The following is a 15,879-nucleotide window of genomic DNA, read 5'->3' on the forward strand; positions in this document are numbered from 1 at the left end:
AAGAAGTGTTATATAGATATCGGTCAAATTTTCCATTTTTTGAAGGGTGCTTACCTAGAATGCTTGAGGAAATGGGCGAGTGTCGCACATCAAAAGTACCATTCATGACGGGAAATTCCATATGAAAATTTTGGATTTTCGAATGATAGCCATTCAAATGTCAATTATAGGTGACGATAAAGAAAATGAAGTCCATCTATGAATGAGGGAGAGAAGCATATGAAATGGTTCGCGAAATCAGCATCACCGTCCTTCGATGCGCGCATCGAAGGCGAACGCGCTCATGTCGTGTTGAATGTTCCGACATCCTTACATGAACAATTACGTTTAATCGGTCTAGAAGCAGTCGATTTACAAATTGTCCGGGTCATCCGCGAAGATGTATCCCGTTGGATGCCGAGCATGGTCGACGCGTTCTACGAGGAGCTGGTTCGTGTTCCGTCACTCCGGCATTTGATTGAACAGCATTCGACGCTCGAACGATTGAAAGGCACTCTCGCTCGGCACATCCTACAAATGTTCGATGGTCAGGTGACGATGGACTACATCGAAGCCCGGCGCCGGATCGCTGAACGGCATGTTCAAATCGGGCTGCATAATAAATGGTATATCGCCGCCTTCCAAAAAGTCTGGAACGTCCTCAGTGAACAGATTGACGGCAGTGATTGGCCGGAAGCAGAACGTGTCCGGATCATGCGGGCAGCGGGGAAACTCTTCAACCTTGAGCAACAAATCGTCATGACGATGTATGAGGATCAAATCGATGAGGAGCGCCAAGCGATCGCGACAGCCAAACGGCACGTCGGAGATGGCGTTCAAAAATCCACGGAAGAACTTGCTGCGATGAGTGAAGAGTCGTCAGCGAACTTCCAAGAGATTGAACGGCACGCCAAACACGTCTCGACGACGACAGACGCGATTTCGATTCAGTTGACGGAAGCGGTCAGTGAAGCAGAAGCGGGTGTCGTCCTTGTCGAAGAGGAGACACGTCGCTTTGAGCATGTCGTCGCGGATTTATCACGGACGACTGAACAAGTCGCTGAACTGTCTCGTCTGTCACAGGAAATCGAGCGGATCGCCGGGATGGTGACGACGATTTCCGATCAGACGAACCTACTCAGCTTGAACGCCTCGATCGAAGCGGCGCGTGCCGGGGAGATGGGGCGCGGATTTACCGTCGTGGCGCAAGAAATTCGGAAACTCGCTGAAGAGAGTAAACAGTCGGCAGCCGAGACGTCGCGGATCGCCCAAGAAATCACGCAAAAGATGCTCGTCGTCTCAGAGCGGATGGGAACGACGGAGACGGCGGTCGTCCGAACGACGACGGAGATGCAACAAGTCGTCCGTGCCTTCTCACGGATTTCGGAACAGACGGATGCGGTCTCGCGGCAAATTCATGAACTATCGACCGATACGAAGGATGTCGCCGGAACGATCGAAGGCATGCGTAAGATTGCAGAAGCGATTGCTGAGACAGCGGATGACTTACAAGAAGTCGCAGCAACCTTATAAGTGATCCCTCCTTTCTACGGGAAAGGAGGATTTTTTTGTCGTTTTATGGAAAAATGAAAGTGGAGGTGTGAAGGATTCATGATGAAAAGTCTTGGATTGATTTTTGTATGTATGATCGCTTTTGTAGGAAATTACGTGATAGCAGGTGACCTCGCTCCACGGGAGTTCTATGCCTTACTCGGTTTAATGGGTGTCGCTTTCTTGACCGGCGGGATTGAATGGTGGCAAATCCGGCGCGATTTACGTTATCGGGGAGTAGAAGAGGGGATATCCGTTCGCTTGGCAGATCGGGCGAGCCGAAAGACGAATACGGTCTTTCTCGCGCATGAACGATGGCTGACGTTCTCACGTCGTTACGCCACGTGGTGGCAGGCAATCCTTGCGCGCTTCGAAAAGTTCGAATCATTTTTCCTCGACGTAACATTCGAAGGAGACGGGGAAAAATTACAAATTAAAGAGACAAGGACGGAGTGGCTACGCAATACGACACATTTTGTGATTCGCAAAGACGGACGCGATGTCGGAACAATCCGCACCGATGCGGCGCTGCGACAACAATTACGACTGCAAGAAGTGTTACTCGTCTCGTATGCCGATCAGGCGTATCAGATTCGGTCCTCGACGCTTACGCGAAAAATCGGTGTCTATCAAAACGGGGACTGTATCGCGACGGGGTCACGACACGGAGCGCGACTCGTCTTTGACTGTGACACGAATGAACGTCTCTTAGCCGTCGCCAGTATGATCGTCTTCCGACTTGTTTATTCGAAGTGATTTTATTTCACTGACCGTATTAACGATTTAAAGATTTAAAGCGTAAAAAATACTAAGATAGGTCGTTCCCCTAATGATTATATGAATACATACAAAAAAGGCGCGCTGATTCTCTTTTGTAGAGATCCAGCGCGCCTTTTCGTTAACCGGTCTTTCGGATTGATTCGAATAATCGCCCCTTATAAACGTCGGCAATCGTATTAAGGAACGTCTCGCTCAACTTTTTCGGAAAGAACGGTTTTGCATATACATAATGATACGCCTTCTTCAAATCATCCCATTGTGTACACGGTTCCGTTTGACGGAACCGAGCGACGTCGATGATCCGTGTTCCGTTAGCGGTCAAAAGGATATTGCGTAAATGGATGTCTGATGGGTTCAAACCGACGGATCGTGCTTGTGCTAAAGCCGTATCGACTGTCGTTAAGACGGATTCCGGGATGAACGTCCCGCTGACGAGACATTCGAATAACGTTTGACCTTCAATGTATTCAAGCACGATATAATCGGCACCGTATTCGTAGACTTGCGCATACGTCGGAAAATCAGTCAACTGTGCGTATATGCTCCCTTCGAGATCAGCGAGCGTTCGAAACGACGGGTAAAATTTCTTGATGACGCGATCCGTACCGCGGATGCGAAAGACGAACGCACTTCGTCCTGTCCCGATTAAGTCAAGTTCACTCGGAAGATGCTCGATCGTACAAACGAAGCCTGTTTCTTTCAATTGGATCAATTGCGCTAACTCAGCGTCAGTTTTCAATGGTGTCACTTCCTTTCCTCCTTCATTTCTTATACCCATTATACGCTCATCTGACAGGAAAAGTTTCAAAAATCGCTTGTGTGTGAAAGTTTTGAACATTATGTGATATGCTAAAAATGCTACACTGTTACATACTTTAAGGGGGTTTTTAATCATGTCAACGACACAACAATGGCGCGACCATTTCGATGGTCTTCGCGCATACGAAGAAGCCGTCGCATTACTTTACTGGGACATGCGGACATACATGCCGGATCAAGGCGCAGCAAACCGTTCCGCGTCGATCGGATTCCTCTCGACGGAGAGCTTCCGTCGTCGGACAGGCGAAACATACCAACAATTACTGGCAGCGATGGAGCAAGAGACGCTGACGGGCATCGAAGCGATCTCGTTCGCAAAAGCAAAAGAAGCATTCGATCGCGACTCGAAGATTCCAGAAGCCGAGTACCAAACGTTCATCACGTTGATCTCTGAGGCAGAGAGCGTCTGGGAAAAGGCGAAGGACGCGAACGATTGGTCGATGTTCGAACCATACCTCGAGAAAATCGTCGCGATGGAGCGCCAGTTTGTCGAGTATTGGGGCTATGACGCGCACCCATATGATGCACTGCTCCATGATTATGAGCCGGGGATGACGGTCGCGACACTCGACCCATTGTTCGCTGAACTCCGTCAAGCGATCATCGGTTTGCTCGGTCAGCTTGAAGGAAAAGACTTCCCGACGCTTGATTGGTCAGCGGACCGCGAGACACAGATCGCCTTGAACCAAGAATGGCTCCGCGATATCGGCTATGACTTCACGTCTGGTCGCTTAGATGAGACGGTCCATCCGTTCCAGACGACAATCAACCGGAAGGACGCACGCATCACGACGAAATACGATGAGAACGACTACCGGAACTCTGTCTTCGGCACGATGCATGAAGCCGGACACGCGACGTATGAGCAAGGGATCGAACCGGAACTCGATTCACTCGGTCTTGGTGACGGGGCTTCGATGGGGATTCACGAATCACAATCACTGTTCTTTGAGAACTTCATCGGACGCAACCAAGGTTTCCTCGACGCACGTTATCATGGCTTACAACAAGCGATTCCGTCACTGGCTGACGTTCCGTTCGAACGCTTCTATGCCGCGGTCAATGAAGTCAAACCGTCACTGATTCGGATCGAAGCCGATGAATTGACGTATGCGCTTCATATCATCATCCGCTATGAGCTGGAAAAACGCTTGATGACGAAAGAGCTCGAAGTCAAGGATCTTCCGCAAGAATGGAACCGTCTCTATAAAGAGTATCTCGGTGTGGATGTGCCGAGTGACGCAAAAGGCGTCTTACAGGACGTCCATTGGTCAGGTGGCTCGTTCGGTTACTTCCCAAGTTACGCGCTCGGTCTCGTCTATGCGGCACAGCTGAACGAAGCGCTTCGTCGTGACGTCGATAACGTCGATGGTCTGATCGCAGCGGGAACACTCGCCCCGATCAAAGGCTGGTTGAAAGAAAACATCCACCGTCACGGGAAATCGAAGACACCGGCTGAACTGATCGAAGCAGCAACGGGTCAATCGATCTCTGTCGCACCACTCGTCAACTACTTGACGAAGAAATACACGCGTGTCGTCGAGGCACTCTGATGTTGTGGTTTGCACACCGCGGCGTCAGTGACCGTTTTCCGGAGAACACGCTCGAAGCCATCGCTGCTGCGATTGAAGACGACGTCGATGGGGTCGAATTCGATGTCCATTTCTCAAAGGACGGTGTCGGTGTCATCATTCACGATGAGACCGTCAACCGGACGACGAACGGGAAGGGGCGCGTCATCGACATGACGGTTGCCGAACTGCAGGCGCTGGATGCTGGAGCACGATTTAAAGGGGAACCGATCAAGACGAAGATTCCGACGCTTGACGAAGTCCTCGCAATCCTTGCACCAGTGACCCTGCGGCTTAACATCGAGCTGAAGACGGATACGATCCGCTATGACGGGCTTGAAGCGTATGTCCTTGAACGCTGTGCAGCGCACGGCATCGCGACCGACCGATTGTTATTCAGTTCGTTCAACCATTATTCGGTTGCCTTGATCCGGAAGCTCGACCCAAGCGTTGAGACGGCGATTCTCTATCCGTATCCGATCTATCATCCGGAAGAACAAGCCCTCCGAATTGGTGCGACCGGTATCCATCCCGATTATCGACGGGTGACGGAAGCGGACGTCGCGTTCGCTCACGCGCAAGATGTCACGGTCCGGGTTTATACTCCGAAGACGGTCGAGGATGTCCGGCAGATGCAGCGGATCGGCGTCGACGCCGTCATCGTCAACGATCCAAAAGGGATGCGCGACACACTCGAAGGATGAGGAGGAGGAAGGGATGCGCAAGGAATACGTATTCGTCATCAGTTTGTCGCTCGTCGCTTTATTCGTCGGACTTCAGCTTGGCTTTGCCCGCTTGCCGGAACCAAAACCGAAGCAAGTGACGACGACACCGATGCGACCTGCGGATTATCAGGCAGGACTTGCGTCAGCGAAACGGGAACTGAAGCAGATTCAGCGCTTCACCTTGAAAAGCACCCTTCCTGCGGATGGAACGACGGTGACCTGGATTTATGAGACCCCATCCGATGAACGAATTGCGGTCGATTGGTATTACGTCGAGAGTTATCCGGAAGAACAAGTCCAGATGACACGAAACGAAACATCCCGGATCATCTCGTACGAACGCTATTTAATCGTCATCCGACCGATTTACGGAACGGTCGTCGATAGTGAACTCGAACAGTTCGCTCTTCGCTTTACAGGTTACTTCACGACACAACAACAGGGGGAAAACGATGTCAGGTAAAATCATTCTCTTGATTGGTGGATCGGGCAGCGGAAAGTCCTCCCTGATCAAACGTCTGCGGACGGAATACGCGCACGTCCGGTTCATCCCGTCGGTGACGACCCGACCGAAACGACCGACGGAGATTGATGGAGCAAGCTATCATTTCGTCGACGTCAAGACGTTCCAACAATTGATCCAAGACGACGGCTTCATCGAATACGCCCACGTCCACCGGGCGTGGTACGGGACACCGCGTCAAGCGTATGTCGATGTCCTCGAACAGGATCAAATCGTCATTAAGGACATTGATCCGAAAGGGGCGGCGAACTTCAAGCGTTTGTTTGGCGACCAAGTGATCACGATTTTCGTCTCGGTCCCACCCGACTTGATGAAGGAACGACTGTTGATGCGCGGGGATACACCGGAGTTTGAAGCGCGACTCGTCGATTACGAGGAAGCGTGGAAAGACCGCGATCATTATGATTATATGATTGAAAACATCGATTTTGAGACAGCGTATGCCGATCTGCTTGAGATCATTGCTGGCTACATTCCACAGGCATGACGAAGAGGACGCAAGATGCGTCCTCTTTTTGATGTCAGAAAGGAGTCTTCATGTTACCTTTGCATCCCTTACTCACGCACGTTGAGAGCGAAAGACAGTTATCTGGTCGATCGCGCCAAGCCGTCTGGTCCGTCAAGACGGTAACAGCGCACTACATCGTCAAGGTCGTGACGGATCCGTCTAGTCGTCAATTTGAACGAGAAGCCGCTTTAGCGATTCCCAAACAAGCGGGATTGTCTCATGCCTTACCGCTAGCGACCGGACGGACCGCAACGACCGCTTACGGCATCTATCCGTACCTACCCGGACAAACCGTTCGAAGCGTACTCGAGGAGTCACCGGAATTAGCACCCCGACTCGGTCAGGAGACAGGGCAAGCGCTGAGACGCATTCATGACGTCACTGCACCGAGCGAAATGATGTCTTGGAGCGAACGTTGCCAGGCGAAACATGACCGCTACCGCGCAGCGATTGATGGATTGCTTGAGCCAACGTGGATCGAGCGTCTTGATCGATTCATTAGCGAGCGGATTCCGTTACTTCAGACACGTCCGAACCGGTTGCAACATGATGACGTTCATCTCGATAATCTCCTTGTCGAGGATGGGCATCTTTCCGCCTTCCTTGATTATGGGAACCATGATTATGGCGATCCGTGGCATGACTTCGTCAAATGTGGTCTGTTTCAGGTCGAGACGAGTCCGGTATTTGCCCGTCACATGATTGAGGGGTATTTCGAGAACGAAGTACCGTCCGACTTTTGGCGAGTGTATAGTCTTTACATGGCGATGGTCGTCTTCTCGGCACTCGTCTGGGCGAAGCGGTTCGATGCAGACGGAATGCAAGCGATGCAACGACGTGTCCAGCGAATCATTCAGGATCATGCTGGTTTTCAGCGGGACATCCCGCTTTGGTATGAAGGGCAAATTCATGATTAAAAAACAACGGGTTCGTTTCTTTTTAAGAAGAGACGAACCCGTTGTTTTTATAGGTGAATCTTAAGATGAAAATAGAGATTACCACTCGAAGCCTTCTTCACTATACTTGCCGTTCGAATTGAAGAATCGTTCTTCTGTTTTACCGTTTACCGTACTCGTATAAATGACGTAGACGTCGAGATGATCATTCTGATCCGCCATCTTTTTAGCAGCTTTCTTAGCATCGGCTTCATTCGTATATGTCTCTGACTTGCTTGCCTTGCCGTGTTTTTCTTGCCCTTGTTCTTCGTAACCTTCTACTGTCCATACTTTTTTTGATGACATTCTTAACTTCCTTTCCTGCCAAAAGCGAGTCCGCTTGGCTGTTACATTATGCTGTGCAAAACGAGCACTCGTCAACCGTTGCTGTTCATTCTTTGACGATCTCGTCCAAATGATCGGCATAAAAACGGATTGCTCGGTCAAATGTCTGGATCGATGTGTCTGACGACGTCGTAGCAAGACTCTTCAGCAACCGACCGACTGCCTGATCGGCTTGACCGAGATTGTACTCGGTCATCGCGAGGAAGGCTTGCAGGGCATGGGCGTCCGGAAATTCAATTAACGCACGATGAAACACGTCTGACGCAACTTCGAACTGACCGATGACGCGATATGTACTGCCGAGCCCGATATATGCCTGCAAGCGGTCTTCGCCAGTAAGACCGAGCGCTAGGGCTTGTTCGTAATAGGGAACAGCAGCATGTTCCTCACCGAGACTATCATGACACCACGCCATCTGATAGAGGACGGTCGGATCGTTAGGTGCCGTCTCGACATACTGACGGACGACTGCCTTCGCTGCTTCATATTGCCCCGTCTGTCGTAACTGTTGCACCGATTCGAAATCAAACATCGCGTTTCCTCCTCCTGAATTTACTAAAAAACGGATCCGGTCGTCCTGACCGGATCCGTTCGATTGAACAGCTTAGATTGTTTTTTCAAGCTTCGTTAAGAGCGTCCGGAACAGTTCGAGTTCCTGATCCGAGAAGTCCTCGAAGACGTCTGCGAGGTAATCCATCTTCATCGATTCGAGTTTTTCATAGAGCTCGATGCCTTTTGGAGTGGCGCGGAGTTCGACGACACGACGATCGAGTTCGCTTCGCTCACGCGAGATCAACTCTTTTTTCGTCAATTCGTCTGCTAATGCCGTGATCATGCTCGCTGAGAATTGAAACTCCTGCGAGAGGGCAGAGGCGATTTGCGGACTGTTCGCACAAAGGGACTTCAAGATGAAGAACTCATTGCGTGTCAAGTACGTCGTGAACATGCTACGCACGTCCTTTTTGATCGCGCGGTAGTTCATCCGTAATCCTTTTTCCGTATCAACGATCAACTGATCGCGTTGTGCTACTTCTAGTGTAGTTGCCATGTATCGTTCACTCTTTCTATACCGTAGTTTCTTTCACTCGTGATTTAGTATAGTGAAAAATTTTAGTTTAATCAATATTTTTCTCTTGAATCATCTGTTTCGACGACGCGAGCGACTTGGGCGACGATTTCTTCGACGTTGCGCAGTTCTGGATAGAAGCGGCGGAAGAAGTAGTCGATCCGGTGTGTATCTTCGCCAGCGATCGTCAGCGCCATGCAGATATAGGCGATGCCGATTCCTTGACGAGGTAGGAACGGATTCGGCATGACCTTCGCACAGCGTAAGGCGAGCGGACTGTGTGTCGTGACGGCTTCAATCAACTCTCCGTACGTCCGGATATCGACATAATGGAACATCCGAATCAGTTCGTTGATCAATTGTTGATCGGAATCGAGCATCATTTGCGATGTAACGAGTCGTTTATCGAGCTCGTTGATGACCGGGGAGTGATCGATGAAGTAGTTCAAGTTATCTGCCGTGATCCGGACTTGATGTGGGTCAGACAAGATTTGTTGAACGGTCTCGTCTTCAAATTGTTTTAACTGTTTCTTGATGTTGACGAACTCCTGATCGGCGATCTCGAGTAATCCTGCGACCCGACTGAAGCTGCGCCGGACTTCTGCTGGGACACTGTTCGGATTTTTATATCCAAGATCATGTTCGATCTCCGCCCACGCGTGTTGCAGGATCGAGCGAATCTGGATCTCAGCCGTGTAGTCTTTAAAACGTCCATACTCGCTCAGAGCAAGCCGCTGATCGCTCAGTGAAGCGACGAAGTGGACCGAGAGATAACCGAATTCCGTCGTATCGAGCAACGTCGACTTATCGACCGATTGATCGCGATCGATTGCGAACTCATTCTCGATGATGCGTGCCGCTTCCCGGACGTCGTCATGGAAATAAGTGACGATCCGAATCCCGGTCAAGTCATGGACGTCCTTGAGTGAACGGTATTTGTTCGGTTGCCGTAAGACTTTTTGATACAGACTTTCGGAGTCCTTCGTCCGGGCGACGATCGAGTGGTATTTGATGCCTGCCGCGTCCAGCAACTCGGACAAGAGCATCTTCAACTTGTCGGCGTAGGCATCGTATTCTTCCTTATCGTTGACATATTCGAGCATCATCGTATTTAAATCTTGTGATTGCACCGTTTCGCACCTTCCTCATCCTGTAGTCATCTAGCCATATTGTAGCACTCTGCTTCGTTAAACGCACAGCAAGACCCTGTTTGAAGCAGTACGATTCGTGGGAAAAAGACAAGTAGTACGTGTCCGGGAGGAGATTAATCATGGAAATAGTGGATGCCCGTGCTTTACCCGCCGATCATATGGATGTCTTGCATGTCACACCATCGTCGATCTATTTTCGACGTCGTCTTGATGACGCCCGTTACCACATCAGCCGGTATGATCTTGAAGATCAAGAACAGGTCGATCTAACGCCAGAAGCCTTGACGGATCACGGACCAACCCGACCGTTCGTGCGGCACGGAAGAGTCTATTGTTTGAATGAACATACGCAAGAACAGGGCGGGGAGACGGAAGTGCTCGTCATCGATCTCTTGTCCGGTAAACGGGAGCAAATTGCGTCGTTTTATGTCGAAGGGGATTTGACGCTCTACTGGGTGCTCAATGAGAACTATCTCGTATTCTTACAGACGACGGATACGACGTCCGCGTTTCTGTATGACGTCAAGGATGAATCGCGGCAGACGATTCGTGATCCACGGCTCTACGGGATGACGGAGAATTACCGGGAACTCTATTTCTTTCTCGTCACGCTCGAAGACAAGGAGTACATCGTCTGTAATGCCCGGCTCGATGAGTTCTCGTTCTATGACGCCCTTGAAAGTGGTGTCATCTCACCGGAAGATCCGATCGACCACTCGGAAAGTCTCTTGATCGCCCCACTGCCTACCTTGATTGAGGAAATCGAACGCGGTGTTGAGCACTTATCGTTCGCAACCTTGTTGAAGTTAGAAGGGGAAGGGGATACCGTTCAGTATCTCGGGGAACAGGAAGGGCATCTGATCTTTAGTGCCTATACTGACCGTCTAAACGAAGAAATCTTTTACCGGATTGATACGGAAGCGAGTGTCGAAGAGGTTGCCCGAATTCAGTGGAGTGACTATGAACCGCTCGACTTCACCTACGATGACGTTGAGTCGACGATCTTCATCGTCAATGATCGGTCCGAGCACCATCATGAAGTGATCAACTTACGCAACGGTGCCCGATTCCTCGATAAGGAACCGTTCGAACGTGTCTTACGTGGACGCTTCTATTTACACGAAGCGATCGGAGACGACGCGGAACCGATGGTCACGGTTTACGACGCAGAACATAATGAACGCTACCGGTTCGAGGATGCCTATTATGTCACCGTGTCCGGGGAACTCGTCATCTTATCGGTCCATCAACTATGAAAAAAGAGCGGTTGTTCTTTTCGTGAGAGCAACCGTTCATCATCAAAAATATAATTATTTCAAATACCGAAATTATTATAAAAAACAAAAAACCAGCCGAGAGTAAACCTCGGGCTGGCTAGAAATGCTACACTTATTCTGCGTCAGTCGTACGTGTGTAGACGTCGACTTGGATGTTTCCAGCAGTTGCACGTGAGTAAGGGCAGACCGTATGCGCGACTTTCGCAAGTTCAGCCGCCGCTTCTTCCGAGATCCCACGGACGAGAACATCGAGTTCGACGGAAAGCATGAATCCGTCAGCTGCTTCGTTTAATGTCACGTGTGCTGTGACTTCACTGCCATCGTGTTTGATTCCTTGTTTGCGAGCGACCATGTTCAAGGCAGAGTCGAAGCAAGCAGAATATCCTGCAGCAAAGAGTTGTTCTGGGTTTGTGGCTTGTTTTTTCGATCCTGGTACCGGCATTGCGAGGGCGACGTCAAGAATACCGTCCTCCGATACGACGCGTCCGTCGCGACCTCCGACAGCTGTTGCAGATGATGTGAACATTGGTTTCATGTGTGTAACTCCCTTTCGTTGTTAGATTCAAATAAGTAGCTTACAATTAGATTGTATACAATTTAAATCGAAATGCAACTCGTTTGCTCACGATTGGAGGAATTTTTTATGAACCCGTTAGCTTTAGATGAACAACTCTGTTTTCCGTTTTATGCGATTTCGCGTGAGATCACGCGTCGTTATCGTCCGTTACTTGAACCCCTCGGTCTGACGTATCCACAATATCTCGTCATGCTCGTCGTCTGGGAGGAGGAGGGACAATCGCTGAAAGCCATCGGTGAACGGCTCCATCTTGATTCGGGAACGTTGACGCCGTTACTGAAGAAACTCGAAGCAGCAGAACTGTTGCGACGCGTCCGTAAGCCGGAAGACGAACGGCACATCCAGATTTTTTTGACAGATGCCGGTCGTGCGTTACGGAAACAAGCAGAGACCATTCCGCTTGATCTCGTCCAAACACTCGACGTTGACGAAGAAGACTTGCGCGTCGTCAAAGCGGCACTGAATCGTCTCGTCATGAAAATGAGCGACCCGGGTTAACCGGATCGCTCATTGTCTTATTTACGGCGGAAACCTTCTTCTTCAAGATAGTTCGCTGCTTCCTTATACGAGTTGAATGCACCGTCTAAAAGATCACCGGCATAGACGAGCCACGTGTCGATGTCTTCATTGAGCAACGTTAATTCGAACTGATTATCGTTGACCCATGTTTCTTCGAGTGTTTCGACCGATTGGACCGTCGAGAGTGCTTTGATCGCATCTTCTAATAAGAGAATTAAAGCAGGCTCTGAGAATTCACGGATGTTGACGAACCCTTTTTCGTCCGTTTCATAACCTGGTAGACCAGCGGCATAGACGAAGCCGTTTCCGTTCGGATGCAAATGATAGACGAGATTCTTCTTCTCATACTGACTGTCCGGGAATTGGAAATTGATGCGCTTCAGCGAGACATCTTTGCGGACGAGTTGTGGGAAGGTCTCGATAATTCGTAGTTTTTCTTCAAAAGTTAACATGGTTCCTCCTTGGTGTTACAGTTCTTCACTTCTATATATGCGATGAAATCAAACAAAATGTCAACCGCTGTCTGAAACCAAGCGACGTTTTTAACCGTAAATGGAAACGAAAGGAAGTGTTTTTGATGTCTACTGTACAATGGCATACGTTGCCAGAACGATCGATTCGAGCAGAACGGCTCGGATTGTTGCCGTTACACGGCTTGATCGCCGTCATTTTGATCGGAACGACGATCACTCAAGTCATGTGGCTCGACCTGACACCCTGGTGGATGGGTATCGTCGGTCTGCTTTGGCTGATCTATTTCATTCCCCGTATCGTCTACATACCCGTTCTTCGCGTGAAGTATATGCGTTATCGCATCGATGAGGAATTTCTCGTCGTCCGCAACGGCATCTTCTTCCGCCGCGAAGTCACCGTGCCGCTCGTCAAGGTGCAATTGATCGATAGTCAAACGGGACCGATCCTGCGTCGCTATGATTTGATCACACTGGATATTCGAACGGCATCCGGCTTCGTCACGTTAACTCGACTCGATCGTGCGCAAGGAGACGCGCTACGCACACAAGTCGAACGATTCGCGAAACTCGAGGAGCGGGAGGAGGAATCGTTATGACCCGGCGCGTCCACCCGCTGTTCATCGTGATGTCGAGTATCTCGATCATCCGCTCGCTCCTGATTCCGTTCGCCGCCTTGATTTTAAATGCGATCCGTAAAGGCGAGATCAACACCTATACGTGGATCGGGATCAGTGTCGGGATTGTGTTCGTCCTCTTATACGGGATCGCCTCCTGGTATTTCTATACGTTCACGATTGATGCCGAGACGATTCGGGTCCGCAAAGGGATTTTTCAAAAAAGTGAACGGACGACACAACGTAAACGGATCGAGTCGATCGGCATCCAGCAAAACGTCATCGAACGACTGTTGCGTCTTGCGACGTTGACCGTCGAGACATCGTCTGAGAGCGGAACACCGGAAGTCGAACTAAAAGGGATCCGACTTGATTTTGCGAAAGAACTGAAATCATCGATCAAAAACGAGGGACAGCTCGTCGTCGAAGAACAACAGGAAGAAGTCGCCTATACGATCCCGGTCCGCGATTTGGCATTAGCCGGTGCCTTGTCAGGACGCGTCGGACTGGCGCTCGTCGGGATCGGAACCGCCTATCAATTCATCGATCAGTTTATTGAACGTTATGTCGATCGACTGTTCTCGGAGCTCGCGCATTTATCACTGTTCGTCTTGACGGGACTTGGCGTAATCGTCTTACTCGTCATCTACATCGGCTCGATCATCGTCTATATCTTGAAGTACGGTTCGTACCGTGCCGTCTTGCAACACAACCGATTGTTGATTGGGTACGGGATGTTGAACCGGACCGAGGTCGCGTTTCATGCCGATAAGATTCAAGCCCTCGTCATTCAGGAAAGCTGGATTCAGCGTTTGATCGGTCGAGCGAGTCTGTCCTTACACATCATCTCGGCGACCGGAGAGAAGGAGCGACTATTGCTCCATCCATTCATCCGGACGAACGAGATTGATCCGTTTCTGGCGACATATCTGCCGCGCTTTCGTCAGTTCCACCCGCAGCACGAAGTCGCACCGATCGGCTTTCGTTACCGGGTTCGTTGGCCGTTACTCGGTTATGCGCTGTTGTTTACTGCACTAAGCAGTGTCGTCATCATCGTCCTTGATTCCTCATGGCGCTTCCTGATCTTGCTTCTGTTCATCTGGTTACCGTTCTATTACTTCGCTGTGCGCAGCGGTTACCGAAAGACCCGTTTCGGAACCGGCCACGATCTCTTGATGTTACGCAAACAATGGGTCCAAAAAGAGACCGTCTATACGCCACGACTGAAAATCGAGGAATTGACCTGGTCCGTTTCTCGCTGGCTCGAAGCAAAGGAGATTGCCCGGATTGAGATTCAACTACGGGGCAATACTGCTTTTAACGCGCTTTATTTTGAACGAACGGATATCGATACCTTACAGCGCTGGTATAAACAATCGTTCCTTTCGACCCCGTTAGCAGGGGAAGTGAAAACCGACGACGAATAAGGAAAGACTCACTGTCGGAAAGGAAGCGAAGCACATGCGCAAATGGGGAATCGGCATCGTGTTGCTCGTCACGTGTCTGCTACTGTTCATCGTCTATGATGGATACCGGATGCAAGAAACATTGATCGGTCAGTCGGACGCTTCTCCGATTCTGAAGACGATGAGAACGGACGGACAGGTGACGAAAGACGAGACATGGTTCAAACAAACGAGCGAGACGCAGCAATGGTCGAAGGACGGGCTCGTCCGCTTCGGTCGTTATCTACCGGTTGACGGTAGCAAACAGACAGTCCTCCTCGTCCCGGATGAGATGATGTTTTCACAGACCGGTGTTTATGCACTTGCCCGCTATTACCATGAGGCGGATTTTAATGTTTTACTCATCGAACGGCGTGGGCAGGATCGTAGCGGTGGCGTCCGGAATTACGGTTGGCTTGATCGACTGGATGTCTTGGAATGGACGAAGCGCTTGCTTGCTGAAAACGGAGACGATACACGGATCGTCTATCATGGACTCGGTGTCGGCGCATCGACCGTCTTACTCGCTTCTGGCGAGACCGTACCGACACAAGTCCGGGCGATCGTTGCTGAAGGAGCTTACGCCCGACTCGACGACTGGTTCAGTCTACTCGCGGACGAACAGATCCGTTACCCGGCACTGCCGTCTCTGACGGTCGCGAGCATGTGGAACAAAGGCGAGCAAGATTTCTTTTATGGCGACGTCTCGGTGACCCGTCAAGCAACGAAGAGTCGAGTTCCGACGATGTTCATTCACGGAATGAAGGACGAACTCGTTCCGGTTCGAATGATGTATGAACTGTATCAAGCAAAAACGGGATTAAAACAATTGTATCCGGTTCGTGATGCCGGTCATGACGAGACGTATACGATGGACCTGGATAATTACGAAAAACGATTACGCTTATTTCTGCAACCGTACTTGCGGGAGATTTGACACTCCCACGGCTAAAGCCGCAAGCCCACACCGTTGGTGAGGGTGGGATTCTCAAGTGCTTGGCGGACTCAATCCATTTCTGCA

At 50.2% G+C, this 15,879-nt stretch carries 19 protein-coding genes; 12 read left to right on the forward strand and 7 right to left on the reverse strand.

What is annotated here, in order from left to right; genetic code table 11:
- Positions 1–219 precede the first annotated feature (219 nt).
- Both AYO36_RS15625 and AYO36_RS15630 read left to right on the forward strand, forming a co-directional pair.
- Positions 220–1,512: a globin-coupled sensor protein gene (locus tag AYO36_RS15625; RefSeq protein ID WP_064300965.1), complete on the forward strand. Its 1,293-nt coding sequence runs from the start codon at positions 220–222 to the stop codon at positions 1,510–1,512.
- 135 nt (positions 1,513–1,647) lie between these two features.
- Positions 1,648–2,286 (forward strand): hypothetical protein, encoded by a 639-nt coding sequence (locus AYO36_RS15630; RefSeq protein ID WP_156501872.1) that lies wholly within the window; start codon positions 1,648–1,650, stop codon positions 2,284–2,286.
- Positions 2,287–2,428: 142 nt separating this feature from the next.
- Here the strand turns inward: AYO36_RS15630 and AYO36_RS15635 are convergent, their stop codons facing one another.
- Complete coding sequence (locus AYO36_RS15635) at positions 2,429–3,058, reverse strand: Lipopolysaccharide core heptose (II) kinase (protein ID WP_023468282.1); 630 nt, start codon at positions 3,056–3,058, stop codon at positions 2,429–2,431.
- Positions 3,059–3,203: 145 nt separating this feature from the next.
- Between AYO36_RS15635 and AYO36_RS15640 the strand changes: the two genes are divergently transcribed.
- The 5 genes from AYO36_RS15640 to AYO36_RS15660 are packed head-to-tail and all read left to right on the forward strand — an operon-like array spanning position 3,204 to position 7,373.
- Entirely contained in the window at positions 3,204–4,682 is a 1,479-nt protein-coding gene (locus AYO36_RS15640) for a carboxypeptidase M32 (protein ID WP_023468283.1), read from the forward strand.
- Positions 4,682–5,404: a glycerophosphodiester phosphodiesterase gene (locus AYO36_RS15645; protein ID WP_064300967.1), complete on the forward strand. Its 723-nt coding sequence runs from the start codon at positions 4,682–4,684 to the stop codon at positions 5,402–5,404. Before AYO36_RS15640 ends, AYO36_RS15645 begins: the two co-directional genes overlap by 1 nt.
- A 13-nt stretch (positions 5,405–5,417) precedes the next feature.
- Positions 5,418–5,888 carry a hypothetical protein gene (locus tag AYO36_RS15650; protein WP_023468285.1) on the forward strand — a complete coding sequence of 157 codons (471 nt, stop codon included), beginning with the start codon at positions 5,418–5,420 and terminating at the stop codon, positions 5,886–5,888.
- A complete protein-coding gene (locus AYO36_RS15655; RefSeq protein ID WP_029341679.1) occupies positions 5,878–6,435 on the forward strand; it encodes a guanylate kinase in 558 nt (185 codons plus the stop codon). Before AYO36_RS15650 ends, AYO36_RS15655 begins: the two co-directional genes overlap by 11 nt.
- Positions 6,436–6,485: 50 nt before the next feature.
- Positions 6,486–7,373 carry an aminoglycoside phosphotransferase family protein gene (locus AYO36_RS15660; protein WP_064300968.1) on the forward strand — a complete coding sequence of 296 codons (888 nt, stop codon included), beginning with the start codon at positions 6,486–6,488 and terminating at the stop codon, positions 7,371–7,373.
- 78 nt (positions 7,374–7,451) lie between these two features.
- Here the strand turns inward: AYO36_RS15660 and AYO36_RS15665 are convergent, their stop codons facing one another.
- From AYO36_RS15665 to AYO36_RS15680, 4 genes are all read right to left on the reverse strand, one after another.
- On the reverse strand, positions 7,452–7,697 hold the full coding sequence (locus AYO36_RS15665) for a hypothetical protein (RefSeq protein ID WP_023468288.1): 246 nt from the start codon (positions 7,695–7,697) through the stop codon (positions 7,452–7,454).
- Between the two features lie 85 nt (positions 7,698–7,782).
- A complete protein-coding gene (locus AYO36_RS15670; protein WP_064300969.1) occupies positions 7,783–8,268 on the reverse strand; it encodes a tetratricopeptide repeat protein in 486 nt (161 codons plus the stop codon).
- A gap of 72 nt (positions 8,269–8,340) precedes the next feature.
- A complete protein-coding gene (locus tag AYO36_RS15675; protein ID WP_023468290.1) occupies positions 8,341–8,784 on the reverse strand; it encodes a MarR family winged helix-turn-helix transcriptional regulator in 444 nt (147 codons plus the stop codon).
- Between the two features lie 71 nt (positions 8,785–8,855).
- Positions 8,856–9,932, reverse strand: a complete 1,077-nt coding sequence (locus tag AYO36_RS15680; protein ID WP_231681756.1) for a GTP pyrophosphokinase — start codon at positions 9,930–9,932, stop codon at positions 8,856–8,858.
- A gap of 140 nt (positions 9,933–10,072) precedes the next feature.
- Between AYO36_RS15680 and AYO36_RS15685 the strand changes: the two genes are divergently transcribed.
- Complete coding sequence (locus AYO36_RS15685; protein ID WP_050677919.1) at positions 10,073–11,209, forward strand: hypothetical protein; 1,137 nt, start codon at positions 10,073–10,075, stop codon at positions 11,207–11,209.
- Positions 11,210–11,342: 133 nt separating this feature from the next.
- Here AYO36_RS15685 and AYO36_RS15690 read toward each other — a convergent pair whose 3' ends face one another.
- Positions 11,343–11,765 carry an organic hydroperoxide resistance protein gene (locus AYO36_RS15690; RefSeq protein WP_023468292.1) on the reverse strand — a complete coding sequence of 141 codons (423 nt, stop codon included), beginning with the start codon at positions 11,763–11,765 and terminating at the stop codon, positions 11,343–11,345.
- Between the two features lie 108 nt (positions 11,766–11,873).
- Between AYO36_RS15690 and AYO36_RS15695 the strand changes: the two genes are divergently transcribed.
- Positions 11,874–12,305 carry a MarR family winged helix-turn-helix transcriptional regulator gene (locus AYO36_RS15695; protein WP_064300970.1) on the forward strand — a complete coding sequence of 144 codons (432 nt, stop codon included), beginning with the start codon at positions 11,874–11,876 and terminating at the stop codon, positions 12,303–12,305.
- Positions 12,306–12,322: 17 nt separating this feature from the next.
- Here AYO36_RS15695 and AYO36_RS15700 read toward each other — a convergent pair whose 3' ends face one another.
- Positions 12,323–12,778 carry a hypothetical protein gene (locus AYO36_RS15700; RefSeq protein WP_064300971.1) on the reverse strand — a complete coding sequence of 152 codons (456 nt, stop codon included), beginning with the start codon at positions 12,776–12,778 and terminating at the stop codon, positions 12,323–12,325.
- 125 nt (positions 12,779–12,903) lie between these two features.
- On the opposite strand from AYO36_RS15700, the gene AYO36_RS15705 reads away from it, so the two are divergent.
- From AYO36_RS15705 to AYO36_RS15715, 3 genes are read left to right on the forward strand one after another with little or no spacing between them, the layout of a single operon-like run.
- On the forward strand, positions 12,904–13,395 hold the full coding sequence (locus AYO36_RS15705) for a PH domain-containing protein (protein WP_064300972.1): 492 nt from the start codon (positions 12,904–12,906) through the stop codon (positions 13,393–13,395).
- A complete protein-coding gene (locus AYO36_RS15710; protein WP_064300973.1) occupies positions 13,392–14,840 on the forward strand; it encodes a PH domain-containing protein in 1,449 nt (482 codons plus the stop codon). The genes AYO36_RS15705 and AYO36_RS15710 overlap by 4 nt, the downstream gene beginning before the upstream one ends.
- A 34-nt stretch (positions 14,841–14,874) precedes the next feature.
- Complete coding sequence (locus AYO36_RS15715) at positions 14,875–15,795, forward strand: alpha/beta hydrolase (protein ID WP_064300974.1); 921 nt, start codon at positions 14,875–14,877, stop codon at positions 15,793–15,795.
- Positions 15,796–15,879 lie beyond the last annotated feature (84 nt).

It is taken from the genome of Exiguobacterium sp. KKBO11 (assembly GCF_001644945.1).
Taxonomy (GTDB): domain Bacteria; phylum Bacillota; class Bacilli; order Exiguobacteriales; family Exiguobacteriaceae; genus Exiguobacterium_A; species Exiguobacterium_A abrahamii.